The organism is Microbacterium sp. IO18 (genome assembly GCF_049099505.1).
Lineage (GTDB): Bacteria > Actinomycetota > Actinomycetes > Actinomycetales > Microbacteriaceae > Microbacterium > Microbacterium aurugineum.
Window position 1 is genome coordinate 24,449 of sequence record NZ_JBMJAF010000004.1, and the last position, 23,320, is coordinate 47,768.

Sequence of the window (23,320 nt, forward strand, 5' to 3'; positions counted from 1 at the left end):
TCTGGCAGCGTGTGTATCAGCTCACAGGGTTCGGACGTCGACGAACATGCCGGCCGGCGGCGCTTTGTATGGCAGCGGGTCGCCCTGAGCGTTCTCGCTGCGAGACGCAGCAAAGACCCCATCCGGCGCCATGAGCATGCGCATGTGGTGGTCGGCGTGATCGCGCCACCAGGCGCTCATCCCGAACGTGCCCTCGAGGCGCAGAGCCTCCCACGCGCGCCACAGCGCGTCGAGGCGGCTAATCGCCTCCGGATACATCCACCAGTTCTCATCCCACCGGAACTGCCCCTTGGGCCCGACGCGGCGCGAGTATGTGTAGATCAACTTCTCCCGCACGAACTCGTCGACGGAGCCGAAGTACAGCTGAGGCTCGACCGGCGCCACGACCGAGGCTGGCTCGGCGGGGGCCTCGTCGACCGGAGCAGTGCCCGGCCGAGGAGGGAGCTTGGGCATCGGCTTAGCCGGTGTCGCCGCCGGCGCCAGGTCCCACTCTGCGACGTCGTCTCCGCTCATGAGCGATCGCCCTCGAGGTCAGGGTCGATCGTGGCCACCGGAGCTGCACTCGGAGCGGTCACAGTCACCGGCACCGCAGGATCGTGCGCGGCGATCGACTCGCGCACAGCCTGAGCGTGCTTGCCCTTCATCCACGGCACCGTCTCGATGAGCGCTGCCGGCGATCCGGAGGAGAGCATCACCGCGCGGCCGCGCGGCAACGCAGCCAGCTCGGAGGCATCCAGGATGCGCTCACGGCGCAGCTGGTGATTCGTGGAGCGTAGCCCCCTGTTGTAGCTGACCGAGGCCGTCGACTTGTCGTAGTCGCCAACGAGCTCGGAGAGCTCGCGCAGGAAGTCCGCTTCCGACACTCCCCCGAGGTACAGCTTCACGTTCGACGCTGACCACAGCTTGCGCATGCCCTCGCGGCCGAACACCACCTGCCCCTGTGACCAGGACTGGAAGAGAGACATGATCGGGATGCCGCGCGAACCGTAGTGCGAGTACAGGTCGGGCAGGTTCTTCCAACGGCACACGTTCGCGGCCTCGTCGAGCACGACGAGCATGGGCACGGCCAGCCGCCCGCCCGGCTGCGTGGTCGCATACTCTTCCGCCGCCTCCACCACCGCGGCGGTGAGCGCGGTCACGAGAGCGCCGGCGCTGCCCTGGCCCTCCTTGGAGAGCGAGTAGAGAGTGCCCGTGCCGCGCACGAACGCGTCAGGGTCGAAGTGCGGCCGACGATCGCCGGTGACGTTGCCCCCGACCGGGGCCACCCAACGATCAATCGCGCGGATCTTCAAGCAGGCCGCCATTTGGCGAGCCGTGCCGAACACGCCGCCCCGCTGCTTCTCCGGAGCCATGATGACGCCCTGCACATCAGCTGCGATGAGGTCGTATTCGTGAAGGCGCAGGATATCGACCGCCTCCTCGTTGGTGGGCTCGCTTAGCCAGGTGAAGACCTGAGTGATGGGCTTGCGACCGAGCGCGGCCGCAAGGAGCATGCCGGCGAGGAGATCCTGCCCAGCGGGCTCAAAGAATGCGTCCTGCACGGCACCGTCCGCTCTAGCGGACGATGCGAAGTGCTCGGCAAGCTTGAACGCCTTGACATCATCCTTGACGTACGAGAGCGGGTTCCACCACCAGGTCGGCTGCTCGAGCGCGATGCCCTGAGGGTCGAAGATCCAGACGTCACCGACCAGCGCACGAGGATCCCGCGTGCCGTCCACGACGTCGCGTTTGTTCGACGTCGTGACGACCGCGCCCGGCGCCTCAAGGATCGCCGGGATAACCAGCGTCGTCGTCTTGCCGACGCGAGGCCCTGCAAGCGCGATCATGACGTATTCCCAGAGGGCGAAGAGCTGTTGCCCGCCCGGAATGGACTTGCCGAGCGGGATCCCCGGCGTGCCCGTCACCCCGAGGCGGGCCGCGGTGCGGCCAGCGCCCTTGCGGCTCAACTCCTCGAGGTCGCGCCCGCGGGCGAGATACGCCGACGAGCGATCGACGCGTGTGCGACGTCGACCAACGCGAGACGCCAGCACGCCGATGCCGGCGCCGATCGCCACGGCGATCACGCTGAACACGATCGCCAGCGCCGTCGACGACGGCGGCCAGACGACGCGGCCGCGGAGGAGGCCGAACACCACCTCGAGCGGGTTGCGCGTCAGATCAGGATTCACTCCGTCGATGCGGGAGCCGAGGGCGACCGCTGCCCAGATGACACCCACCACGGCGATCAGCAGGCCGAGGATGATCCCGACTGCGACCGTCGTTCCGTCGAGGGCGCCGGGCTCCCGCTTGCGGTTTGGCTGGCTCACGCTGCGCCGCCCTGGTCCACGATCGCCAGCTCAGGGCGTGCGTCGTCGAGGTCAACCGGGACCGGCACCGCGGCGCCGGAGTGCCACATGCGGTTCGTGTCGTTCACCGCCAGCTCGAGGCCCATCAGCTGCACCTTCAATGGGGTGCCGGGGTGCCCACCGACCTTGACGAGGAACTTGCCGCGGCCGGGAGGCTCAGCCTCCTTGCCCGTCGACGAGTCCCACGCGGGCGGGTCCTGCCATGAGACGAGCAGATCCTGTTCAGCGCGCGAGAGCGGGACCGCAGAGGTGAGCATCGTCATTTCGGCACCCGGCAGACCGCCGGCGATCACCATGCCGGCACGTTCCACGAAGCCGCGGGCCTTCATCCGCTCCTCCTCCGTGGGGAGCGCGAGGAGGTCGCTCATCGTGTGGGAAATCATGGCCAGGCCGACGCCTCGCTGCCGGTTGAGTCGGGTGAGCGCGTCGACGCGCTCGACCATCCCGCGTCCAGCGCGCAGCGCCCGCCACAGCTCGTCGAGGATGACGAAGTAGTGGCGCCGCGGTTCGAGGCCGGCGTCCGCCAGAGCGTTGGCCACGTTCACGGTGCCGAAGCCGGCAGACCAGCAGGCGAGCAGGATCGCCGCCTGCAGATCGGTGTCGGAGTCGTCGACTGAGGAGACGTCGTAGACCACGGGGCGATCGCGCACCATGGGCACATCAGTTTGCTGGGCGAACATTTCGCCCAGCCGACCGCCCGAGGTCAAGCTGATCAGGGACGCCTCGAGGTTCTCGGTGATCTTCTTGTATCGGGTGTCATCCCCGCGATCGAGCGCGACAGCGCGGATCTCCGGTGGGGCATCCTGGATGACCTTGAGCAGATCACCGAGAATCGGCACACCGTCGCCACGCTCGTCGAGAACCTTGAGAGCGCGGTCGATGATCGACTCTTCACGATCGGTCGGCGGCTCCTTGCGGAGGATCGTCAGCAGCGCCGACACCATCGTGTGCCGGCGGCCGTGAGCGTCCGCGAGGACCTGCGCGCGCTCCTTCTCCTTCCCGGCCGCGCGGAGCCGTTCGGCGGCCTCCACTGCCTCGCCGGGGTCGAGCACGTTCAGGTGCCCGCGGCCGCGGCCGAGGGTAATCACCTGACCACCCAGAGCCTTGATCAGATCCACGTAGTCGGGCTTGAGGTCACCGAGGACCAGCGGGAGGGCACCGAAGCCGGCGCCGCCGGCGGCCATGCGACGGATGATCGTCGACTTACCGAGCCCCGGTAGGCCGAGGACGAAGACGGACGGGTTGCCGATGAGGTTCTGCTGGAACCAGGAGATCGGGTCGCCGCAAACGGTCGAACCGTTGATCAGGTTCAGGCCGAGAGGCACGCCCACCATGGGCGTACCAGCACCGACCACGTAAGGCCACAGGCCGCAGACCTGCACCGTCGTGCCGCGGTACTCGTCGACGGGCTGGATCATGGTCGACGCGCCAGCGGCGGGCTGCCACCAGCCGCGAGACGCGGGCCGGTGGCGAACCTCCGCACGCTTGGTGGCCGCAGCAGCAGCAGCCTCCTCGCGCTCGAGGCGACGCAGCGCCTTGCTCTCCTTCCGGCCGACGCGGTGGCTGCGGCGACCCTCCTGAACGCTCACAGCTGGCCTCGCACTTCCGCGGGGACCTTCAAATGCTTCGGCAGCACCAAGCCGAGCGGCAACGCGGCCGCGAACGCGGAATCCTGCGAACCGTGCACCAGGCGTACCCGGAGCCTGGCCGTGGCCGTCAGGTTGTCGATCGCCGCACGCGCATCGGCCTCGCGCGAGTGATCAGTGACCGTGGCGGTGACCAGCATCCCGAAGTTCACCAGACCGGCGCCGGAAGCTTCCTCAGCTGCGGTCGCGAACGCAGCACGCGTGCTCTGCAGGTTCCGCGCCGAGGGGCGGTCGGAGGCTGACAGGTTGAAGCTGGCGGCCCGCACGTCGGCCTCGACGATCGCCGCGGCTCGCGCGGCGTCGATCGGCCGGTAGAGCAGCGTGACGCGCTTGCGCGCGATGTCGCGGTGCGGCGCCAAGAGCCGGGCGAGGATGCTCGAGGGCACGTTGCCTCGAGGCGCAGTGCTCATCATCCATGTCACCGAGGTAGCGGAGTCGTGACGGTACGAGTCCCACGTCGCCTGCGCAGCCGTGGGGCCAACCTCCGGCCAGTACAGCTCCGGTGGCTCGCCGGCGGCGTTCGCCTCGTCGATGAGCACTGCCGCCGCCGGGTCGTACGCGATGCGGATAACCTCGCACAGCTCCTGCGCGTTCAGCGGGTGCACCGCACCCGCCCCAGTTGCCGAGAGAGCCTGTGTGAGGCCGGGGATCCGCGACGCGAGCTCGCGGCCCATTTCATCAGGGGTGCGCTTGCGGCCACCCGATCGCGAGGCCGCGTTGAAGGTGAGCGCGATGTAGGCCCGCACCACCGCCGCGCCCGAGGGGTAGGTGTTCTGAATGTCGTTGAGCAGCCGCTTGGAGAACTCCGGCGCGTCGTCGACGATGCCGTTCTGGATCATGCGCTGCAGCTTGAGCCCGGTGTCGGGTGCCGTCTCGATCGTGACCGATACCGCCTCGAGGCCGGGTTCGTCGGCCACGTTCGCCAGCCACATGCCCCACTCGGCAACCCACACATCGACCTGTTCCTTGTCGACGAGCGAAGAGCCGTCCGGCTCCGAGCCGATGACGATGGTGTAGTCCGACGTCGACGGAACCTGGATCATCGCGAACGGGCGCTGATACGAGTCGCGCCACTCCGTCAGCCGCGACGCGGCGGCGAGCCCCGGCAACTGAGTTGTGCCCCAGTCCGCGCGGCCGAGCGGCCCCGAGCGGTAGATGTTCTTCCGGCGTGCACGTGTGCTCGTCCATCCCGCTCGAGTTGCCGTCCGCGCGAGCGTGCTCTGCCCGTGCTTGTCACGCAAGGCGATCAGCAGCAGGAAACCGAGGGTCACCATGGCGACGACGAAGCCGCCCAGGAGGCCCCCGACGACGGACACGATGATCGTGACGCCGATCCCGATGAAGAGCACCACCGTTCCGATCGCGCCAAGGCCGAGCAGGCCGGCCGACTTCGGACGCGTCCAGTTGCCGTAGGTGCGAGGCGCTGCGGGCCCCGCCTGATTTGCTGTGGTCGCGCTCATGATTTCCCCTTACGCTCCGCTTGGTTCACCGGCCGAGTCCGCCGCTGCGGACTGGATACCGGATTTGATCTGTCCGCCCACCTGCGCGGCTCCCTGAGCCACGGCGATACCCGCCGCGACTGGAATCCCTACACCGGTCGCGGCCGCCGCCGCGGCGGCACCCCCGGCTGCAGCGCCACCAGCTGCCGCACTACCACCCGCTGCCGCTCCCCCACCAGCTGCGGCACCGCTGCCGGCACCAGCCGCTCCGGAGGATCCGGCGGCACCCGCTCCGGCGCCGCCAGCGCTCGACGCACCAGACGGCGCGGACGATGAAGCAGGCGCGCTGACGGACGAGGACGACGTGCGCTGGATCGCACCTGTGGCCGCCTCGACGCCCATAGCCGCACCCATGGCGCCCATGGCCAGCCCTCCGCTACCGCCGCCGATCGCGGCCCCCGTCATCGGAGCAACGAAGCGCAGCAGCGCCGGCAGAGCGAACAGAGCCAGCAGCATGAGGCCGATGCCGGTCAGGATGGACACGAGGCCCACGCCGTCATCCGCGAACGCATCCGAGCCGACCAGCCGGAACGCGGCTGCGTAGATCAGCGCCGCCGCGGGCTTGTAGAGGATGAAGGCGATAGTCCAGCCGATCGCCTTCTGGAACCACTGACGGCCCATCTGCGTATTCGTGAAGCTCGCCGTGATCGGCAGAACGCCCGCGAGGACCACGAGCAGTCCCCCGCGCACGATCATGAGTGCGACCTGCACCCACGCCATGAGCATCGCGAGCAAAGCCAGGATCAGGATGCCGATGAGAGCGATCGGTGACGTCGTGCTCAGGGCGATCATTCCAGCGACGTTCGTGCCGAAACAGTTGGACTCCCCCGCCGTGGAGACGTCGCACTGCGTCGCGCTGTTGAGCACCCACACGGAGAAGGCATCCGTTGCGGAAACCGCGAGGCCGATGATCGTTAGGCCGGCGCCGGCGACCACTACGAGGGTGAGCAGCGACTGCAGCAACTCCTTGCCAGGGTTGGCGCGCTGTTCCCACGCCATGCGGATGCCGGCGACGATCACCGACACGACCGCCATGGCGCCGACGTACCACCACAAGGAGTTCTGCAAGAACCCGACCGTCGACGCTGAGCCCTCAGGGGCTGAGTTCGGCAGCAGACCTGCAACGAGGGTGGTGCCGCCAGAGATCAGGATGACCGCCCCGAGGACAATACCGAGTCGGCCGAGGAGCTGCCCGCCGTCACCGCGACGCAGGCGAATCGCGAGCATCACCCCAACCGCGATGATCGACATGACGCAGATCGCCAGCGCGATCCACTGCACGTACCCGAGGATCGTGGTCACACCAGCGGTACCCGGAGGGGTGCCGCCGCCGGCGTCGCCCGTACCCGACGTCAGGACTGGCGAGGGGAGGTAGACCCACATGGTGCCGAGGCTCCCGACCGCCTGCCCAAACCCTTCGAGCGCCTGGTTCGTCAGCTCCTGCAGCGTGTTATTCGCTGCCGCGGAAACTACATCCCCAATGCCGTCCGTGATTCCGCAAATGATGTCGAGGGGTTCGCAGGCCACGTCACGCCCCCGCCCACGGGATGTAGCCTCCGAGACTCTGCAGCTGAGCCGGCTCGAGCGGCAGGGTGCCGTCCTCTGCGAAGATCACCTTCCAGTCGCCGGCCTCCCACACCAGCTTGATCGGCTGGCTGACCAGCACGCCGGTGCTCGTGTTAAGCGCTAGGTCTACGGTGGCGGAATCGCCGTCGTACGATCCGATCTTGAAGCCCGCCACCTGCGCCCGGATCCCCGACCCGGAATCTCCGGTCGAGTTCTCCTGAGCCTCTTGGGCTGCGTCCCGACCGGGGCCCGCCTGCACCAGGTCGATCAGCTGATCGCGAATTGTCGCGTCGGTGCCGATCGCCAGGAAGTTCACCGTGAAGTAGAGCGCGCCCTGCGCCGTGTGTGCGTAGCACGAACGGAAGCCATCAGCGGCGATGACCCCCGGCCCCGCACCCTCCGGGTCGGTGGGAGCGGCGACCGTACCGACCAACTCCCATTCGGTGTCGGGGGCCTCCGTCAACGTGCTCTCTTCCTCGAATCCCTCGAGGCCGCAGATGCTCTTGTCGTCACCGGCGGCCACGGGCCCCCCGGTGTTCGTGGGTTGCACCACGGGGTCGCCCTTCGGGGAAGTGAGCGACGTGACGAGCACGATCACGCCGGCGAGCACGATGACCCCAACGACGATCGCCGCGGCAATGAAGCCGCGTCGTGCGAACGGGTTCTCCGGCTGAGTGTTGTCGTCTGACACGCTGAACTCCCTTAGTTGGATCAGGCGCCGGAGAGGAATCCGACGAGTGACGCTGCCGCGCCGATGAGAATGCAGCCGAGCGCGACGAATAGGAGCTGGCCCAATTCGCCGGCGGCCTCACCGCGGCGGATGTTGATAGCCATCTTTCCGCCGATGATCATGACGCCGGCCACTGCGATCGCGAGGCCGCCCCACTTGAGCCAGCCGAAGAGGATCCCGACCGGCCCCTCGAAGCCGGGCGGCGGCGCCGGGTCAGGATCGGGAATCGCAAGAGGGATGGTTGAGAGTGCGTCGACGACGGATGCGAGAAGTGACATAGCTGGGACCTTTCAGTGTTGTGGTGCGGCGGTGTTGAGGTGGAGATCGGTTAGCAGGGCGGCGAAGTCTTTGGGCAGTTGAGCCGCCGGGTCGAGCGGGCCGAACCGCCACGCCTCAACCCACGGGAGCGTCCAGGTGTGCGGGACGCCACCGGAGACGACCTGCGCCAGGTGGCGCAGCTCCTTGGGCATCCGACCGGGCATGTCAGGGATGAGCACCAGACCATCGACGCGCACCGCGTCTCCCAGCGCGCCCGAGGCCCACTCCGTCGCCGCCCGCTGCGCTGAGGTAAGGCCGGTGTAGTTCGTGCGGGCGAGGAGAACGACGCGACTCAAAGAGCCGCGGTTCTCTGGAATCGGCCATGCGTGATCAGCGGCGCGGGATCCGCGCGCCAGCGCGGCCAGGGTGGACTCCCCCGACCCTCCATTGACCCCGAGCCACCACACGGTCGCGCCGTGTGGTGTGATGCGCTGTGGGAGGCGGTCGGCGCGATCGGGCACCGGCACTCCGTACTGCGGCGCGGTGACCCCGACGAGCTGGGCCGGCGCAGCGGCCGGCGCCTCGACGAGCTCCGGCGCCGGCTCAGATGACGGTGCCGGGCGCACCCATGGGTTCTCAGGCACTGCTCCCCCTTGCTTTGATGTAGACAGAGCGTTCCCTATCAAGATAATCCAGTTCCACGAGAAATATTGCTGTTCCGCAACATTACTTCCGTGAAGGCGTGCACGATAATGGGAATGTGCCGGAAAGTTCTCAAGTGACACCGCAGAACGCGGGTGACGTGTTCGCGGTCTTCGACGGCCGGGAGCGTCAGCAGGTGATTCAGGCGCTACTCACGCGACGGACAGCAACGCTTGCCGACCTTGCCGCCCTCGTCGGCGGTAGTTCAGCAATGGTCGGCCGGCACGTCGCAGTCCTTGAGGACCTAGGGATCGTCACGCTCGACGTTCCCAAGGGCGCGCGTCGAGGGCGCACAGTGAATGCAACGATCAATCGACCCGCGTACGCCGCCGCACTCGCGCAGTGGCTACATGAAATGGGTGCGGACTCTTAGCCCTGGTCCTTATCCCGGAAGTCTTTCGACATCTCGGCGTCAATGATCTTCGAGAGCGCCTCGATGCTCTTCGGAGTGAGCGGCCCAAGTGAGCGCGCTGCTGCCTTGATGATCTTGTTCCGGCGGAAAGTCGCGATCAGCTCACGGTTGGCGAGGATTCGCGCTGGGAGCTCCGGGTCCTCCCAGTCGAGGAGATAGGAAGCGTCGACCTCAAATAACCGCGCTAGCTCGGTGAGCAAGCGCGAGTCCGTCGTCAGGGCGCCTTGGCCGCTGAGCATGTACGCCCAGCGCCCCTCCGAGAGGTTCACGCCGTTCTCTAGGAGACGGTCCCTCAATTCGGTGAAGGCGAGCGGCTTGCCGTCGTTCTCGCTGGCGTGAACGTCTTGGAGCAGGTTCAACCGCCGCGCGAGCTCGAGAGCACGCGCACGAACGGTTTCTCCGGGACCATCTGCAGCGCTCTCGTTCACGGCCGCTCTTCCTCTCCCGCGGCTGCGCGATCGCGCGCCACAACATCCGCGACCCAGTTGGTGATGGTCTCTTCGAACCGCCGTGGTTCTCGATTCCACTCCATCGCGTGTGGAGCCTCCTCGAACACTACTAGTTCGGCATTTTCGTCATTCTGATTGACGAACGCCACGCTGGAATCAAACGGCGCAAGGGGATCCCCCGGATTGTGGATCACGAGGGTAGGAATGGTGACCCGCTCCGCCGCGCTTTCCAGGGCGGAGAGCCGCACCGGTGTCGGCAGGCCGGCGAGGCGGCACAATCCCGGAGTGCGCAGGACGCCCTCGACGAGCGTCGCAACGACTGCCGGCAGTCGTGCTGCTCGAACCGCGTGAGCGACGACAGTCCGCCAACTCGTAACCGGTGCCACCATCACCACACCGACTACTCGGTTCGCGTGGCGGGAGTTCTGCAGGAGCAAGCTGCTGATCAGCGCTCCCATCGACCAGCCGACGAGCACGATCGAGCGGGCACCGGAGGCCACGGCGAACTCGAGCGCCGCGTCGACGTCGCGCCACTCTTCCTGGCCGAGTGACGACCCACCTCCGACCGTTGGCGGGCCCTCCGAGTCACCGCGCCACGAAGGGACGAGTGACGTGACCCCCGTGGGAAGTAGCGCGCTCACGGACGGCAACACCACCGATCGCGTAGTACGAATTCCGTGGAGATGGATAGCCCACACGGCGTCATCGCCGGTACCGGGTATCAGCCATGCAGGCGCGGGGCCACCTGCTGTCATGATCGCAACGTCGCTGAACGGCACGCCGAGCTCCGCCGGGCTGGGATACACGTCCCTGACCCAACGGCCCTCGCCTCGATCAGGCAGCGAGCCTCCGGTAACGGGTCCCAGTGTGCGCTTCACGGCGGTGCCATGCTCCTCGAGCACAGCGTCGATCCGAGCGTGTACCCCATCCGCCGACAGCAGGCCGTAGGAGCCGGCGGCCCGCGTCAGCTCCGTGGCGTCGAATTCGATGTCCTTGCGGACCCGGCTGTACTTGATGGGTGCCGCCGGCCTGCCGATCACCAGTGATCGTGCGGCCATGACCACAACGAGCCCGCCCAGGAGAACGGCCAGCACCAGCGCGCCCGCGATAACCGCGATCACGATGTTCACTGGGTCCGCGCCATCGACAGGTGGGAAGCCGTCATGCGCCGCTCGACCGAGGCCAGCAAGCGAGTGTCGCGCGGCTTCAAGCTCACTCCCCCAAGGCTCTCAAGATCCCGCAATTGAATCGCGGCTCGATAGGCAGCAAGGATCGCGTTTCCCCCTCGAGGTGCTTCGGCACCGGCGACGTGTCTAGGGCTCTGGTCGTCGTAGCTGGCCAACGCTCGGGTCAGCCGATAGCCGGCGAGCTTCCAGCGCGCCGCGCGGGAGAAGTCCCGCACGGTGATCGTGACGAAGCCAAGCACGATGATCAAGATGCCCGGGTAGAACAGGTAGTTGAACAGCGTCCATGGGACGCCGCCGGCGCCGGGAGCCTGCTCGCCCGCCAGGATCAGGCCGCAGTGCACGACGAGCGCGACTCCCCCGGCCACCGTGGCTAGGCCGCCGGCGATGAAGGCCGCGTAGATGCCCTTCCACCGGGGCAGCAGCATCACGACCATCGTCAGGGCGATCCATACGATTTCGCTGACGTACACAACGGCCCACACGAAGCCCTGGACGTAGATCATGTGCTCGTCGACGAAGAAGATGCTCGACCGGCCTCGATCCGGGATCAGGAAGAAGATGAACGCCTGGGCGGCCAGCAAAAGAACGAGAACCAGAGGCCCACCACCGGAGGTTTTCCTGCCGCTCTGCAGCGCCACCGCGTCCCGTAGAAACCAGAAGGCCGCTACCGGCAAGGCCGTCCGGAGGAGGTGCAACACGTTTGTGCCCCCCAGCCAGGAGTCCGCGACGGGAATCGGGATAATCACACCGATGGCCAGGAGCCCCAAGAGGCCGAGCACAGTGGCCAGCCACGCCGGTCGCGCCGCCGGCCGCTTGAGCGCCACCGGAGCTCGCAGGAGCACGAGAACGGCAAGCGCTCCGAACATGATCAGGTTGATCACAGGCCGAACGCGCTCTCGCCCAGAACTTGCGAACCGAAGAGCCTTTCTGCCAATGCGTACCCAATTGCCTCAGCAGCAAGCTCGGTAGCGCTCACCTCGAGCCCACGCGCGGCCGCGCGCGTGATCGCCCCGCTCACCCCGCTGTCTCCGACCAGATCCCGAGGCAGCTCGTCCAGGATTCGGCAGTCGTCGTCGTCGAGGAGGATGTGCCCAAACTCATGCAGGACCGAGTGCTGCTGGTAGATGGGTGAGTCCGACTCCCGGTAGAAGATGTAGCCGCCCTCCTCCACCTCAAGGAAGAGGCCGGTGACACTGGCCCACTCATCACCAGAGAGCGCGGCGACGTGCAGGGGCTTTCCGAAGCGGGCAGACACCCGCGCCTGGACCTCCTCCCACGTCGGATATGGAGACAACCCAAGCTCATCCACGACGCTACGCACCGTCGCAGCGAGATCCGCAGACGCTTGCCCCGAGGACCCCGGGCCGGTCGCTGTTGACTTCTCCAATGAATCCTCCTACCGGTGGCAATGTTGCGGAAACGCAATATAAACGCGCTAAGTGCTCTTATAGTGAGAATGCCGTGTGGTCAATCGCTCCGCTAAGAGTAAACGGTGAACCCGTCTTTCAACACAGGTTTCGAAGGCGGCTCAGTCGCCATCGAAGGAGGTCAAGTGAAGGAAGTCATGAGATCAAGGCACTCAGGGTCGCGCGCGAGCACGCACCACACCGCCGCCGCGATCATCCTCGCGATCGCCACTGTTACGGCTCTCAGCGCGTGCGTCGACGCGCGACCGACGCCGACACCCACCTCAACCGCGAGCATCGATGGCGGCACCACAGAGCAGGACAACCTCAACGAGGAACCGCACGACGACGGCGAGGTGAGCGCCGCCCCCGAAGCCGGCGGGGACAGCCAGGCGGGCGCGCTCGAGGCCGCCACTGCCGCGCTTGAGGCGTTCGCCCGACCGGGGCTGGACTACGACACCTGGTGGGCCGAGCTTCTTCCTCACCTGACCCAGCAGGCCGGGGTCGCGTACGAAGGCACCGACCCCGCGCAAATCCCAGTGCGCCAAGTCACCGGCGCCGGGACCGTGCTCGAGGGGAGCACGGAAGTCAGCTTGATCGTGCAGCTGCCCACGGACGCAGGCCCGTACAACATCACGCTCACGCGAGCAGGCGGCGACGCCCCCTGGCTCGCGGACCGAATCAGGCCGGCGCAGGGCTGACCATGGCCAAGGGCGGGGGAACCGCGGCCGTTATCGCACTGCCGCTCATAGTCGTCGGCTCGCTCATGGCGGGCATCCTGTTGATCTTCGGCCCGGCCGAAGAAGCCGGAGCGTGCGCGCCCGGCCGGGTGATCGACGTCGGCAGCGTTCCCGCCGGCCCCATCGAGGGATACAGCGGCGTCCAGCTGACCAATGCCGCGTACATCATGAACGCCGCCAGCGCACTCGGCATGGGCCGCGACGCGCAGATCATCGGCGTGATGACCGCAATGGGCGAGTCCAGCCTGCAAGTCCTCGACAACGGCGACACCGCCGGGCCCGACAGCCGCGGGCTGTTCCAGCAGCGCGACAACGGAGCATGGGGCAGCTACAGCGACCGCATGGACCCGACGATCAGCGCGACCAACTTCTTCAAAGCTCTGCAGCAGGTACCGAACTGGGCATCGCTGCCGCCCACGATCGCGGCTCACAAGGTGCAAGGCAACGCCGACCCGTACCACTACGAGCGGTACTACCCGGCAGCTGCGACGGTCGTTGGCAACCTCGCCGGCGGCGGCCAGGCGGTCTGCCAGGGCGGCAACCTCGCCATGCCGCTGAACGCCGGATTCCAGATGACCGACGACTACGGCCCCCGCGTCGCACCGGTCGAGGGTGCGAGCGGGTGGCACCCCGCCGTCGACCTGCAGAACTGGCCGAACCCGTGTGGCCAGCCCGTCTACGCGATCACCACCGGCACCGTCACCTACAAGGCCGGATACCAGCTGTCGATCAAGAGCCCAGACGGCTACACCGTCTCCTACCTGCACATGAAGCTCGCGGAAATCGTCGTCAACATCGGTGACTCTGTGGTGCCGGCACAGGTGATCGGGGCCGTCGCAAGCGAAGGCCCCTCGACCGGATGTCACCTCGACGTTCGAATCAACGTCGTCGGCAACACAAACCCTGCCGTCGCGGCGCTGCCCCGCTCGGAGAGCATCGACGGGCCCGCCGGATGGGTCAGCCCCGAAGAGTTCTACGCGGCGTACGGAATCATCCTGTGCCCGCCCGACAGCTGCAGGAGGACCTACTGATGAGCGACGAGAAGATCCCCAGCTACCCGGTCGTACACGTCACCATGCAACCGGACGGCAGCGCCCACGTGAACGTCGCCGGCAAACACGTCGACTACCCCGCAGCTGACGTCGAAGTGACGCGCGCCCAGGTCGTCACCTACGCGATCGACGTTGCCGCGCGCCTGGCGCGCGGAGTGCGAATGACCACCGTGGATCCAGACGGCGAATGGAAGCTCGGCGTCTACCCAGACGGCGAGGTGGTCGACCTCGACCCCACACCCGCCAAGGGCCGCGGCGCCGCGAAGAAGCCAGCCGTCGCACCGCGGCCACCGGTGCGCCTCATCGACCCGGTGGAGCAGGCTCCCGCCGCTCCTGCGGCCGCAGCGCCGAAGGTCACTACCAGAGCCAAGGCTGACACCGATGAATCCCACACGGTCGTCATCACTCGCGTTGCCGACGCGACCAGAGTTCAGGACGCGACTACCCCCAGAGTGATCGCACCGAAGCCCGCTCGCGGCCGCGAGCCGGGCACGCTCGTTGCGACCCTGGCATTCTCAACCGGCGACACCGCCGTGATCGGCCCCCACGCGATCATCGGCCGCGTGCCCGCCGCGACCGCCACCGATCCCGCAGGCTCCCAGCTCGTGGTCATCCACGACAAGGAGCGCAAGGTGTCCCGCGTCCACTGCGAGGTCGGCTGGGTCGGAAGCAAGCTCGTCGTCACCGATCGAGCCTCCGGAAACGGCACGTACATCACCCGGCGCGGCACAACGAAGATCGAGCTTGAACCGGGCAAGCCCTACGAGCTGCAGGGTGACGACTGGCTGGGAGTCGGCACCGACGTCACCTGCCGCGTCACCATCGCCGTGATCCAGGCCGGCGGGACTCGGTGAGCGCTATCGGGCGACACACCGCGCGCCTTCGATTAACCGGCCCGTTAATCGAACAGGATGACCGCATGACACAGGGCAGCAACGCAGGCATCAAGCGCGTTCGCCGGGCCCGTGGCCTCCCCGTGGTCGAGCGTAAGGTGCGCCAGGTGCCCAGCACCGCCGCCCTGTTCGATCAGGCCTGCCGCGATTCCGGGAACCTCTCGCTCTCGCTCTACCTCGAGCGGCTTGCCGCCGCCCTAATCCAAGAGCACGGCAGTCTGCCCGTGCTCTCCCCCACACTCGACGGCATCGAGGAGGCTCACACGACAGCCGCGTAAAAGAAGAAGGCCGCCTCGCGGCGGCCTCCCCTAAGTCTTAGCTCAAACCCTCTGAGATTGGCGTCCTGAGGTTCGAGCTCCAAACAAAGCAACCGGTAGAACCGGAGCTTTGTCGTTCCTCCCGGAGGAGGTGATGCAGCCATAGTAGCTCATGCCGCACGGATAGACCCGGCTTTATCGGGTGATTTTCCTGCAACAGATTCCGAGCGCGCAGCCGCGAGCTGGGCGCTCACACGCGAGCTCAGCCCCCGCGACCGCGTACGCGTCGCCGTGCTCGAGCAAGACAGCACCGGCTACAGCAACCTCTACTCGAGCACCGCACCGATCGCTGGCGATCAACCCGAGGGACCGTGGGCGATGAACCTCGCGGACAGCCGCGGCTACCGGTTCCTGTGCTTCGACCTCGACGCCAAAGCAGGCAACGCCGCCCACGACGCCGGCAGGCTCAGCCTGTGGCTCGACGAGCTCAACATCGCGCACCTGGTCACCGTGTCCGGCCCCTCCGGCGGCCGCCACGTCTGGGTCGCGCTGGACGAGGCCACCGACCCCCAGCTCATCCGCGAACTCGCGGACCTCGCCGGCAGCCTCCTCCCCTCGCTCGACAAGAGCCCACTCAGCAACCCTGACACCGGATGCGTGCGCCCCCCAGGCGCACCACACCGCGCCGGCGGATCATCCACGATCGCCCGCGGGTCGATCGAGACGCTGCACCGCGCAGCAACCACCATCGACCAGCTCGCACTACTGCGAGCTTTCCTGGTCGACGCAGGAGCGGCCATGCCCTCCGCGCCCGTCAGCATCGTGCGCGGCATGGGCCGCGACGAGCACGGCCACCCGCACCTGGTCGGCCGGCGCCGGGATCCCAGCGCCCGCATCCGCGCACTGCTCACCGAGGCCACCGCGGCCGACAGCTCCACCACGCAAGCCGCGGTGCTCGCGGGCCTCGCCCGCGCCCGGTGGCGGTACGCCGACGTCGCCGCCCTGCTGGACCACTCCCCCGCGCTCGAGCACGCACGCAGCCGCCCGACCGCCGGCGGACGCACGCCCGTGCCCCTCGCGGCCGCGCAGCGCCGCCTCGCGGCCGACTGGCAGCGAACCGTCTACTACGTCGCCGCCAACCCGATCGCCGGCGACAACCAGGACGCCGACTTCCAAGAGCGCGCGATCGCTGTCACGCGCGCTGTACGCGCCGCTGAGAGCCGCGCACAGGCCATGCCGGGCCTCTGGGGCATGGACGGCCTCTCACGCGGCGCACGCACCGCCCGCGGCCGCTACAGCCACCGCGCCGTGCTGCGCGCCGTCTGCCTCTACCTCGTCCAAGCCGCCCGCACCGTCGTCGAGGTCGACGTGCGCCGCCTCGCCCGTGACACCGGCTACGGCCGCGAGGCGTGCCGCCTCGCCCTGCTAGCCCTCAGCGCCCCGGAGGACCCGCAGGACGCCGAGAGCGGCTGGCTGGTGCGCGTCGACGCCGCCGAAGGCGTGCACGGCGCGACCTACAGGCTCTCTGAGCGCTTCTCCACAGCATCGGAGGACTCTAAGTGGTCACAAGCGGCCACGCGCCCCTCGCCTACCGCCGGCAGCGATGCACGCACCTGGTGGATTAATCAGCTCACCGCGTCCCTGCAGGTCCTCGCGCACGATACGTTCGCTGCCCCGCACTCACTGGGTCGCGCAGCTGGACGAACCTATGCAGCCCTCTCCCCCGACGTCTCTCGCAGCCCCGCCGAGCTGAGTGCGCTCAGCGGGATCTCCCCCCGCGAGATCCGACGAGCGCTGCACCGACTCGCCTGGTACTCCCTCAGCTCGAGAACAACGTCGACCGAATGGAACCGGCCCGACGTCGACCGGCGCGACCAGGTGGCCCAGCTGCTCGAGGTCGACGGCTACCTCGAGGCGAGAACAGCCCGATACGACGTCGAGCGCGGCGCATGGGCATGGTGGCAAGCCGAACTGACGTGGATGCGACGCCCGCACAAGCGGCGACGCGGCCGACGAGCGCCGACCGGCGTAGTTCTCTTCGATCAGAACGACCGACCCGACTACCCGAGATACCCGACGCGAGGCCCTGGTCGATTCGACCACGCCACGGCGGCCGCGCTCGTGCGCGAGGGCATCCTGCGGCCAACGCCGTTCACCGCCGCCGACGCGGCGTAAGACGGAGCCGCGGTTCGCGGCCGGCGCCCACCAGAAGCACGTTTTGCCCTTCCAGCACTCCGACCGTAGCTCGCTCCCAACCGTGCGTGCCCTCCGGTCGCTATTTGCAGACTCCGGCTAACGCCTGCGCTTAGCAACCGCTCCCTGCGTTCACTCCTGGTCGTCCACTCGCAATCGATCTCTGTTGCCGGAAGGGCAAAAACACAGTCGATCAAGGAGAGAGAACCATGACTGACACCTCCACAACCGCACTCGAAACTATCCACCAGCAGCACCACGCACTGACCGTCGACGCGATCGCGCGCGTCATCCTGTCGAGCGTGCTCGAACCCGGCGACTCAGAAGCCGGAAAACTCGTCAACACGATCGGCGCCGCCGAGACGGTGCGCGTGATCTTCGACGCCGACGACGACCGAGCCAGCGCGCAGCTGCGCGACCGGGCACGCCCCCGGTTCAGCATCGGAGGCATCGAGCAGGCGCTAAGGGCCGCCAGTCGGTTCGGCGTAACGCTGGTGACGCCGGAGCACCCGCACTGGCCGACCCGCGTCGACGACCTAGGCGAGAACGCACCGCACGCGCTCTGGGTGCGCGGCAACACGGAGATCCTGACCGACGTGAAGACGACCGCGATCGTCGGAGCACGAGCTGCGACCGGGTACGGGGAGCACATCACGATGGAGATTGCGGCGGGACTCGTCGACCGAGGACACACCATCGCATCCGGTGCCGCCTACGGCATCGACGGCATGGCCCACCGTGCCGCTCTGGCATCTGGAGGGCGCACCGTCGCCTATCTCGCCGGAGGAGTGGACCGGTTCTACCCGTCAGGGCACGACGCGCTACTGACCCGAATCGTCGAGGCTGGCGCGGTCGTGTCCGAGCTGCCGTGCGGAGCGCCGCCCACCAAGTGGCGATTCCTGCAGCGCAACCGGATCATTGCCGCCAACAGCGGCGCGGTGCTAGTGACCGAGGCCGGGTTTCGGTCGGGATCGCTGAACACCGCGAGCCACGCCGTCGCGCTGGGGCGACCGGTCGGAGCTGTCCCCGGCCCGGTCACCAGTGCAGCATCCAGCGGCACCCACCGCCTCATCCGCGAGCACGGCGCAACCCTCGTCACCAACACCGACGAGGCCGCCGAGCTGTAGCCCAGCGCGGGCCGGCCCTTCCGGGGCCGGCCTGTCGCCCTGGCTCGTTCCTCACCAGGTGCGCATCGGAACCGCCTGCGGCGGTGCTGTGGAAGAGCGCTACCTTTTGCCCTTTCCGGCTCGACGACCGTAGTTCGCTCCGGCCGCTTCGTGCCCGGCTTTCGCGGCATATCCTCCCTCGCTGCGCTCAGTCCGGTATTCCACGACCAGGCACTACGCGGCCTCCACTCTCAAACGATCTCTGTGCCGGAAGGGCAAAAAAACAGTCGATCAAGGAGAGAGAGAACCATGACTGACACCGCCGATTACACGATCGCCGCGCAGACGGAGCAGGGAGCCGTCATCATCGCGGAGGTCACCCACACCGACCTGACAGAGGGCGGGCACGGAACGATCGAGCACATCGACCCGAACACCATCGAGGTCGAGACGAACGTGCGAACGATCGTCAACGTGGACGCGGCCCTCGTGGCCAGCATCCAGAAGTTCGGAGTCTTGGAGCCGGTCGTCTGCCGACGCACCGAGGACGGCACCGTGCAGGTTCGCATGGGCCAGCGCCGAGTGCTCGCCGCACGCAAGGCCGAACGACCCACCATCCCCGCCTACATCGTGGAGGGTGACGACACCACCGTGACCCGACTCGTGGAGCAGTTCGCAGAGAACGAGCACCGCGCGGGACTCACCGAGCCGGAACGGGCCGCCGTGTTCCAGCAGTTGGCTTTCGAGGGGCTGAACGTCGCCCAGATCGCCAAGCAGACCGGCGTGAAGAAGGCCGTCGTGGAGGCGGGCATCACCGTCGCAGAAAGCGAGTTCGCGGGCAAGATCGCGGGCAAGCACGACGTGACCCTCGATCAGGCAGCCGCCCTGATTGAGTTCGAGGACGACAAGGATGCTGTCGAACGACTCGTACAGTACGCCGAGGACTCCCCCGAGCAGTTCGCCCACGAGTTGCAGCGCCAGCGCGACACCCGCGCACGCAACGAGCAGGTCAACGCCGAGCGCACCCGCCTCGACGAGGCAGGATTCACGATCCTCGAATCCCGCCCGGAGTCCTACTACGACAAGGAGCACATCAGCATCCGTGATCTGGTCACCGCCGAGGGCGAGCCGGTCACCGTCGAGGACCTCGCCCAGGTCAGCCCGAAGTTCGCGCACGTGCGCGCCTACTACGGCGGCGACGTTGACGTGGCCTACTTCGTCACCGACCCGAAGGGATGGGGCTTCAAGAAGGTCAGCGCCAGCGGCAACGTCGGCGGCGGGATGACCGACGAGCAGAAGGCCGAGCGCAAGACCCTGATCGCCAACAACAAGGCGTGGGACTCTGCCGAGGTCGTGCGACGCGAATGGCTCACGTCGTTCCTGTCTCGCAAGACCCTCCCGAAGGACGCCACGGCGTTCGTCGCGGTCGGCCTGACCCGGTACCGGGCCGACGTGTCCAGCGCTATCGGTGCAGGTAACCGGTTCGCCGCCGTCCTTCTGGGACTGCCCGAGCCCGAGGGGTACTGGTCAGCCAGCCCGGTCGACGGATACGCCGAGCAGCCCGGGAAGGCAGCGCACGCGATCCTCGCCGTGGTGTTGGCTGGGATGGAGTTGGCCACCGGTCGCCACACGTGGCGCAACCCGAGCAGCACCGCGGTGCGGTACTTCGGACAACTCGCCGCATGGGGCTACGCGCTCTCCGATGTCGAGCAGATCGTCGTGGACGCCAAGACCACACCCGGCGACGAGCACGACGAGGCCGACGCGGAGGACTTCGACCCCGGCGAGTAGCAAGCAGTGGCCCGGCCTCAACAGAGAAGGCCGGGCCACCGCCCGCCCCAACGGAGCCGCCTCACGGCGGCGCTGACCAACACCACCGACACGGAGGCCGGCGGTGCAGATCGGAGCCGGCACGGAGGCCGGCACACTCCCCCAGCTGAGGCTCCTGGCCTGGCCGACTCGACGACCGTAGTTCGCTCCGGCGCTACCGTTCCCGGCCCTCGCTATTTGCAGACTCCGGGCTGCGCCCTCCACTTAGCAACCGCTCCGGCCGGGCACTCGCGCGCCTCACGCTCTCAAACGATCTCTGTGCCGGAAAGGCCAAGAAGACGACGAGGGGATACGTCATGACCAGCACGAAGATCAAGACCCGCAAGAGCTCCGACGAGCGCCGCGCGGAGGCCGACACTCTGCACGAGTCGATCGGCTCGCAGCTCGAGGAGCTGACCAGCACCGAAGGATGGGCGCGGTTCCTCGCGTTCGCCACCGGATTCCACAGCTTCAGCCTGAGCAACGTTCTCTTGATCCTGTCGCAGCGCCCCGACGCGTCACGCGTCGCCGGGTTCCGACAGTGGCAGGCGCGCGGTCGACAGGTTCGCAAGGGTGAGCGCTCGATCAAGATTTTCGGGTTCGCGACCAAGCGGACAGAGGACGAGAGCGGCGAAGAAGAACGCCGCCCCTACTTCCCCATTCTCAGCGTGTTCGACGTCAGCCAGACTGACTCGATCGACGGCGAGGAGATCCCCGAGCTCGCTCCCCGACTCATCGGAGGCGACGATGCCGGAATCTACGACGCCACAGCGGAATGGCTCACCGGGCAGGGATGGAGCATCGAGCACGCCCACACCGGCGAGGCCAACGGATTCACCCAGCACGGAACGCAGACGATCACCATTCACGACGAGCTGCAGCCAGCCCAGGCAGCCGCGACCATGCTGCACGAGGCAGCGCACGCGCTGATGCATGCCGAGCACGAGGACTACCACGAGCACCGCGGCATCTACGAAACCGAGGCCGAGTCGGTCGCCTACATCGTCGCGGGTGTGCTCGGACTCGACACAAGCAGCAAGAGCATCGGCTACATCGCCGGATGGACTCAGGGCGACGTGGAAACCGTCAAGGCGACCGCGACGCGCGTGCTTGCCACCGCCCGCACGATCCTCGACGGCATCACCGAGGACTCCCCCGAGAGGTAGCCCGCCGCGATCCCCCGCGCGGGCACCACGCGCCCCGACCTCCCGGCACGAGGTCGGGGCGCTTCCGCGCCGCCGGGGGGGGGGGGGGGCGAGGGGGGGACCAACCCCCCCCCCCCCGGCGGCGCGGAAGCGGGAGAAAGCCGCGTACAGGGGGGGGGGGGGGGCGAGGGGGGGACCAACCCCCCCCCCCCCCCCGCTTCCGCGCCGCCGGCGAGGGGTCCTTGACTCCCCCTCGCGCTCCCCCCGCCTAAATGCCCGCATTACTGGTATTGCGGGCGTTACCTGCTATGCTGGCAATAGAGGCATTGCCACCAACACCACTAATCCCAGTATTGCGGGTAATACCCATAATGGGGGTTATGCTGGTAATGCCAGCATTTCTAACCGAGGAGGAACCATGGCAGCGACCATCGACCGATCCGCGCTTTCACGCGTGATCGCCGTAATGAACGGCAAGGGTGGCGTATTCAAGACCACGCTCACCGCCAACCTGGGCGGGCTGCTGGCCTACAACGGCCAGCGCGTCCTCCTGGTCGACCTGGACCCGCAGGGCAACCTGGCGGAGGATCTGGGCTACACCGGCGACGACCGCGACGACCGCGGCGCAGCCCTCGCAGACGCACTGCAGACCGAAGGCCGCTACCTCACCGAACCCGTGAAGCAGGTGCGGCCGAACCTCGACGTGTTCGTAGGTGGCCCCGAACTCGAGAAGGCCAGCGCCTTCCTGGTCACCCGCGGATCCAGCTCCGAGACAACTCAACTCGCGCTCGCTCGCGTGCTGGCGCCGATCGCCTCGCAGTACGACATTGTCCTCATCGACTGCCCACCAGGGGAGGAGGCCCTGCAGACCGCAGCGGCCGGCGCCGCGCGCTGGATCCTCGCCCCGGTCAAGAGCGACGCATCCAGCCGTCGCGGATTCGAGGCCGTCGCAGACCGAATGCAGTTGGTCCGAAGCGAGCGTGCCGACGGCGCAGTGGGCGTGAACCCCACGATCGGGCTGCTGGGCGTGGTGCTTGTGGGCGTGAACCCGTCCGCGACCGTCGTGCAGCGCGAGGCGCGCCACCGGATCGAGGGTGAAGGCGCGGAAGCCTCCGGCGACGTGTTCACCGCCACCGTTCGCCACTCCGAGGCAACCGCCCAAGCCGCCCGCGAACGCGGCCTGCTCGTGCACGAGCTCGACGAGAAGAACGCCGAGGCCCCGAAGTGGTACGAGGTCCTCAAGGGCGAGGCCGCTGCCGCCAGCTTCGCGCCGCCCACGGCGACGTCGGTTGCCGATGACTTCCAGAGCGTCACAGAGGAACTGATCGGCCGCCTCGCGACCGCCGAGAGCCTGGAACAGGCCGCCACGCAAGGACAGCCGGCATGAGTGACGCACCGCGGCGCCAGCTCGGCAACCTGAGCGCCCTCGACCGGATGAAGGGCACCGGCCAGCCCGCAGCGACCGTCACGCCCACCGTGGCAACGCCTGCGCCGGCTGAACGCCCCGAACCGCCTGCAGCGCCCGTCAGCGCCCCACAGGCGGCCCAGAAGGCGCCCACGCGGCCAAAGAGCCGCGCGGAGGCTCCCAAGGCGGTCCAGCGGCCGATTCCGCTGGCAGAGGGCAGCCCTACCGAGAAGATGAGCACCTACATCCCGCGATCGACGCGCGATCGCGCCAAGGCCGCGTTCCGTGCTACCGGCCACCTCGAGGGGGATGGGTCCTTCTCCGAGTTCATCGCGTCCGCGATCGCCCGCGAGGTCGAGCGGCGCGAACAGCTGTACAACGACGGCCAGCCCTATGCCGGCGACGGAGGCCGGCTCACCGCCGGACGACCGCTGAGCTGATCGGTCATGGGGATGGGGGAGCCTCGCAGCTGCGCTGATCGGCGATCGAGCCGCGTCGCGGCCCTGCCTGATACCGAATT

General features: G+C 67.8%; 23 protein-coding genes. 11 read left to right on the forward strand and 12 right to left on the reverse strand.

Annotated elements, in window-relative coordinates:
• Positions 1–21: 21 nt before the first annotated feature.
• From ACLF6J_RS17360 to ACLF6J_RS17395, 8 genes are all read right to left on the reverse strand, one after another.
• Positions 22–513 carry a DUF4913 domain-containing protein gene (locus ACLF6J_RS17360; RefSeq protein ID WP_421076940.1) on the reverse strand — a complete coding sequence of 164 codons (492 nt, stop codon included), beginning with the start codon at positions 511–513 and terminating at the stop codon, positions 22–24.
• Complete coding sequence (locus ACLF6J_RS17365; protein ID WP_421076941.1) at positions 510–2,306, reverse strand: type IV secretory system conjugative DNA transfer family protein; 1,797 nt, start codon at positions 2,304–2,306, stop codon at positions 510–512. The genes ACLF6J_RS17360 and ACLF6J_RS17365 overlap by 4 nt, the downstream gene beginning before the upstream one ends.
• Entirely contained in the window at positions 2,303–3,763 is a 1,461-nt protein-coding gene (locus tag ACLF6J_RS17370) for an ATP/GTP-binding protein (RefSeq protein WP_421076984.1), read from the reverse strand. The genes ACLF6J_RS17365 and ACLF6J_RS17370 overlap by 4 nt, the downstream gene beginning before the upstream one ends.
• Positions 3,764–3,930: 167 nt before the next feature.
• Positions 3,931–5,451, reverse strand: coding sequence for an SCO6880 family protein (locus tag ACLF6J_RS17375; protein ID WP_421076942.1), 1,521 nt, complete (start codon positions 5,449–5,451; stop codon positions 3,931–3,933).
• A gap of 9 nt (positions 5,452–5,460) precedes the next feature.
• Positions 5,461–7,017: a hypothetical protein gene (locus ACLF6J_RS17380; protein ID WP_421076943.1), complete on the reverse strand. Its 1,557-nt coding sequence runs from the start codon at positions 7,015–7,017 to the stop codon at positions 5,461–5,463.
• A gap of 1 nt (position 7,018) precedes the next feature.
• Entirely contained in the window at positions 7,019–7,747 is a 729-nt protein-coding gene (locus ACLF6J_RS17385; protein ID WP_421076944.1) for a hypothetical protein, read from the reverse strand.
• Between the two features lie 20 nt (positions 7,748–7,767).
• Entirely contained in the window at positions 7,768–8,064 is a 297-nt protein-coding gene (locus ACLF6J_RS17390; protein ID WP_421076945.1) for a hypothetical protein, read from the reverse strand.
• A gap of 12 nt (positions 8,065–8,076) precedes the next feature.
• Complete coding sequence (locus ACLF6J_RS17395) at positions 8,077–8,688, reverse strand: DUF6668 family protein (RefSeq protein ID WP_421076946.1); 612 nt, start codon at positions 8,686–8,688, stop codon at positions 8,077–8,079.
• Between the two features lie 134 nt (positions 8,689–8,822).
• Between ACLF6J_RS17395 and ACLF6J_RS17400 the strand changes: the two genes are divergently transcribed.
• Positions 8,823–9,119 carry a winged helix-turn-helix domain-containing protein gene (locus ACLF6J_RS17400; RefSeq protein ID WP_421076947.1) on the forward strand — a complete coding sequence of 99 codons (297 nt, stop codon included), beginning with the start codon at positions 8,823–8,825 and terminating at the stop codon, positions 9,117–9,119.
• Here the strand turns inward: ACLF6J_RS17400 and ACLF6J_RS17405 are convergent.
• The 4 genes from ACLF6J_RS17405 to ACLF6J_RS17420 are packed head-to-tail and all read right to left on the reverse strand — an operon-like array spanning position 9,116 to position 12,181.
• On the reverse strand, positions 9,116–9,586 hold the full coding sequence (locus tag ACLF6J_RS17405; protein WP_421076948.1) for a hypothetical protein: 471 nt from the start codon (positions 9,584–9,586) through the stop codon (positions 9,116–9,118). The two genes, ACLF6J_RS17400 and ACLF6J_RS17405, sit on opposite strands and share 4 nt — an antisense overlap.
• On the reverse strand, positions 9,583–10,737 hold the full coding sequence (locus ACLF6J_RS17410) for an alpha/beta hydrolase family protein (RefSeq protein ID WP_421076949.1): 1,155 nt from the start codon (positions 10,735–10,737) through the stop codon (positions 9,583–9,585). The genes ACLF6J_RS17405 and ACLF6J_RS17410 overlap by 4 nt, the downstream gene beginning before the upstream one ends.
• The gene (locus ACLF6J_RS17415) at positions 10,734–11,675 is read right to left on the reverse strand and encodes a hypothetical protein (RefSeq protein ID WP_421076950.1); all 942 of its coding nucleotides are present in this window, start codon (positions 11,673–11,675) and stop codon (positions 10,734–10,736) included. Before ACLF6J_RS17415 ends, ACLF6J_RS17410 begins: the two co-directional genes overlap by 4 nt.
• Entirely contained in the window at positions 11,672–12,181 is a 510-nt protein-coding gene (locus tag ACLF6J_RS17420) for a hypothetical protein (protein ID WP_421076951.1), read from the reverse strand. The genes ACLF6J_RS17415 and ACLF6J_RS17420 overlap by 4 nt, the downstream gene beginning before the upstream one ends.
• 165 nt (positions 12,182–12,346) lie before the next feature.
• Between ACLF6J_RS17420 and ACLF6J_RS17425 the strand changes: the two genes are divergently transcribed.
• The 10 genes from ACLF6J_RS17425 (at position 12,347) to ACLF6J_RS17470 (ending at position 23,240) form a co-directional block, all read left to right on the forward strand.
• A complete protein-coding gene (locus ACLF6J_RS17425) occupies positions 12,347–12,901 on the forward strand; it encodes a hypothetical protein (protein WP_421076952.1) in 555 nt (184 codons plus the stop codon).
• 2 nt (positions 12,902–12,903) lie between these two features.
• Entirely contained in the window at positions 12,904–13,971 is a 1,068-nt protein-coding gene (locus ACLF6J_RS17430; protein WP_421076953.1) for a M23 family metallopeptidase, read from the forward strand.
• Entirely contained in the window at positions 13,971–14,846 is an 876-nt protein-coding gene (locus ACLF6J_RS17435; protein ID WP_421076954.1) for an FHA domain-containing protein, read from the forward strand. The genes ACLF6J_RS17430 and ACLF6J_RS17435 overlap by 1 nt, the downstream gene beginning before the upstream one ends.
• A 65-nt stretch (positions 14,847–14,911) precedes the next feature.
• Positions 14,912–15,163, forward strand: a complete 252-nt coding sequence (locus ACLF6J_RS17440) for a hypothetical protein (protein ID WP_421076955.1) — start codon at positions 14,912–14,914, stop codon at positions 15,161–15,163.
• 270 nt (positions 15,164–15,433) lie between these two features.
• Complete coding sequence (locus tag ACLF6J_RS17445) at positions 15,434–17,317, forward strand: hypothetical protein (protein WP_421076956.1); 1,884 nt, start codon at positions 15,434–15,436, stop codon at positions 17,315–17,317.
• Between the two features lie 227 nt (positions 17,318–17,544).
• A complete protein-coding gene (gene dprA, locus ACLF6J_RS17450; RefSeq protein ID WP_421076957.1) occupies positions 17,545–18,462 on the forward strand; it encodes a DNA-processing protein DprA in 918 nt (305 codons plus the stop codon).
• Positions 18,463–18,750: 288 nt separating this feature from the next.
• Positions 18,751–20,232 (forward strand): ParB/RepB/Spo0J family partition protein, encoded by a 1,482-nt coding sequence (locus ACLF6J_RS17455; protein WP_421076958.1) that lies wholly within the window; start codon positions 18,751–18,753, stop codon positions 20,230–20,232.
• Positions 20,233–20,567: 335 nt separating this feature from the next.
• Positions 20,568–21,416 carry an ArdC-like ssDNA-binding domain-containing protein gene (locus ACLF6J_RS17460; protein ID WP_421076959.1) on the forward strand — a complete coding sequence of 283 codons (849 nt, stop codon included), beginning with the start codon at positions 20,568–20,570 and terminating at the stop codon, positions 21,414–21,416.
• Positions 21,417–21,813: 397 nt separating this feature from the next.
• Positions 21,814–22,782, forward strand: a complete 969-nt coding sequence (locus ACLF6J_RS17465) for a ParA family protein (protein WP_421076960.1) — start codon at positions 21,814–21,816, stop codon at positions 22,780–22,782.
• Positions 22,779–23,240 carry a ParB family protein gene (locus ACLF6J_RS17470; protein WP_421076961.1) on the forward strand — a complete coding sequence of 154 codons (462 nt, stop codon included), beginning with the start codon at positions 22,779–22,781 and terminating at the stop codon, positions 23,238–23,240. The genes ACLF6J_RS17465 and ACLF6J_RS17470 overlap by 4 nt, the downstream gene beginning before the upstream one ends.
• The last annotated feature ends 80 nt before the right edge of the window (positions 23,241–23,320 follow it).

What these genes read in the sequence shown, in the direction of transcription:
- ACLF6J_RS17360 (WP_421076940.1), bottom strand. Translation starts at nt 513, where the DNA reads ATGAGCGGAGACGACGTCGCAGAGTGGGACCTGGCGCCGGCGGCGACA.
- ACLF6J_RS17370 (WP_421076984.1), bottom strand. Translation starts at nt 3,763, where the DNA reads ATGATCCAGCCCGTCGACGAGTACCGCGGCACGACGGTGCAGGTCTGC.
- ACLF6J_RS17375 (WP_421076942.1), bottom strand. Translation starts at nt 5,451, where the DNA reads ATGAGCGCGACCACAGCAAATCAGGCGGGGCCCGCAGCGCCTCGCACC.
- ACLF6J_RS17390 (WP_421076945.1), bottom strand. Translation starts at nt 8,064, where the DNA reads ATGTCACTTCTCGCATCCGTCGTCGACGCACTCTCAACCATCCCTCTT.
- ACLF6J_RS17430 (WP_421076953.1), top strand. Translation starts at nt 12,904, where the DNA reads ATGGCCAAGGGCGGGGGAACCGCGGCCGTTATCGCACTGCCGCTCATA.
- ACLF6J_RS17435 (WP_421076954.1), top strand. Translation starts at nt 13,971, where the DNA reads ATGAGCGACGAGAAGATCCCCAGCTACCCGGTCGTACACGTCACCATG.
- ACLF6J_RS17440 (WP_421076955.1), top strand. Translation starts at nt 14,912, where the DNA reads ATGACACAGGGCAGCAACGCAGGCATCAAGCGCGTTCGCCGGGCCCGT.
- dprA (WP_421076957.1), top strand. Translation starts at nt 17,545, where the DNA reads ATGACTGACACCTCCACAACCGCACTCGAAACTATCCACCAGCAGCAC.
- ACLF6J_RS17455 (WP_421076958.1), top strand. Translation starts at nt 18,751, where the DNA reads ATGACTGACACCGCCGATTACACGATCGCCGCGCAGACGGAGCAGGGA.
- ACLF6J_RS17460 (WP_421076959.1), top strand. Translation starts at nt 20,568, where the DNA reads ATGACCAGCACGAAGATCAAGACCCGCAAGAGCTCCGACGAGCGCCGC.
- ACLF6J_RS17465 (WP_421076960.1), top strand. Translation starts at nt 21,814, where the DNA reads ATGGCAGCGACCATCGACCGATCCGCGCTTTCACGCGTGATCGCCGTA.
- ACLF6J_RS17470 (WP_421076961.1), top strand. Translation starts at nt 22,779, where the DNA reads ATGAGTGACGCACCGCGGCGCCAGCTCGGCAACCTGAGCGCCCTCGAC.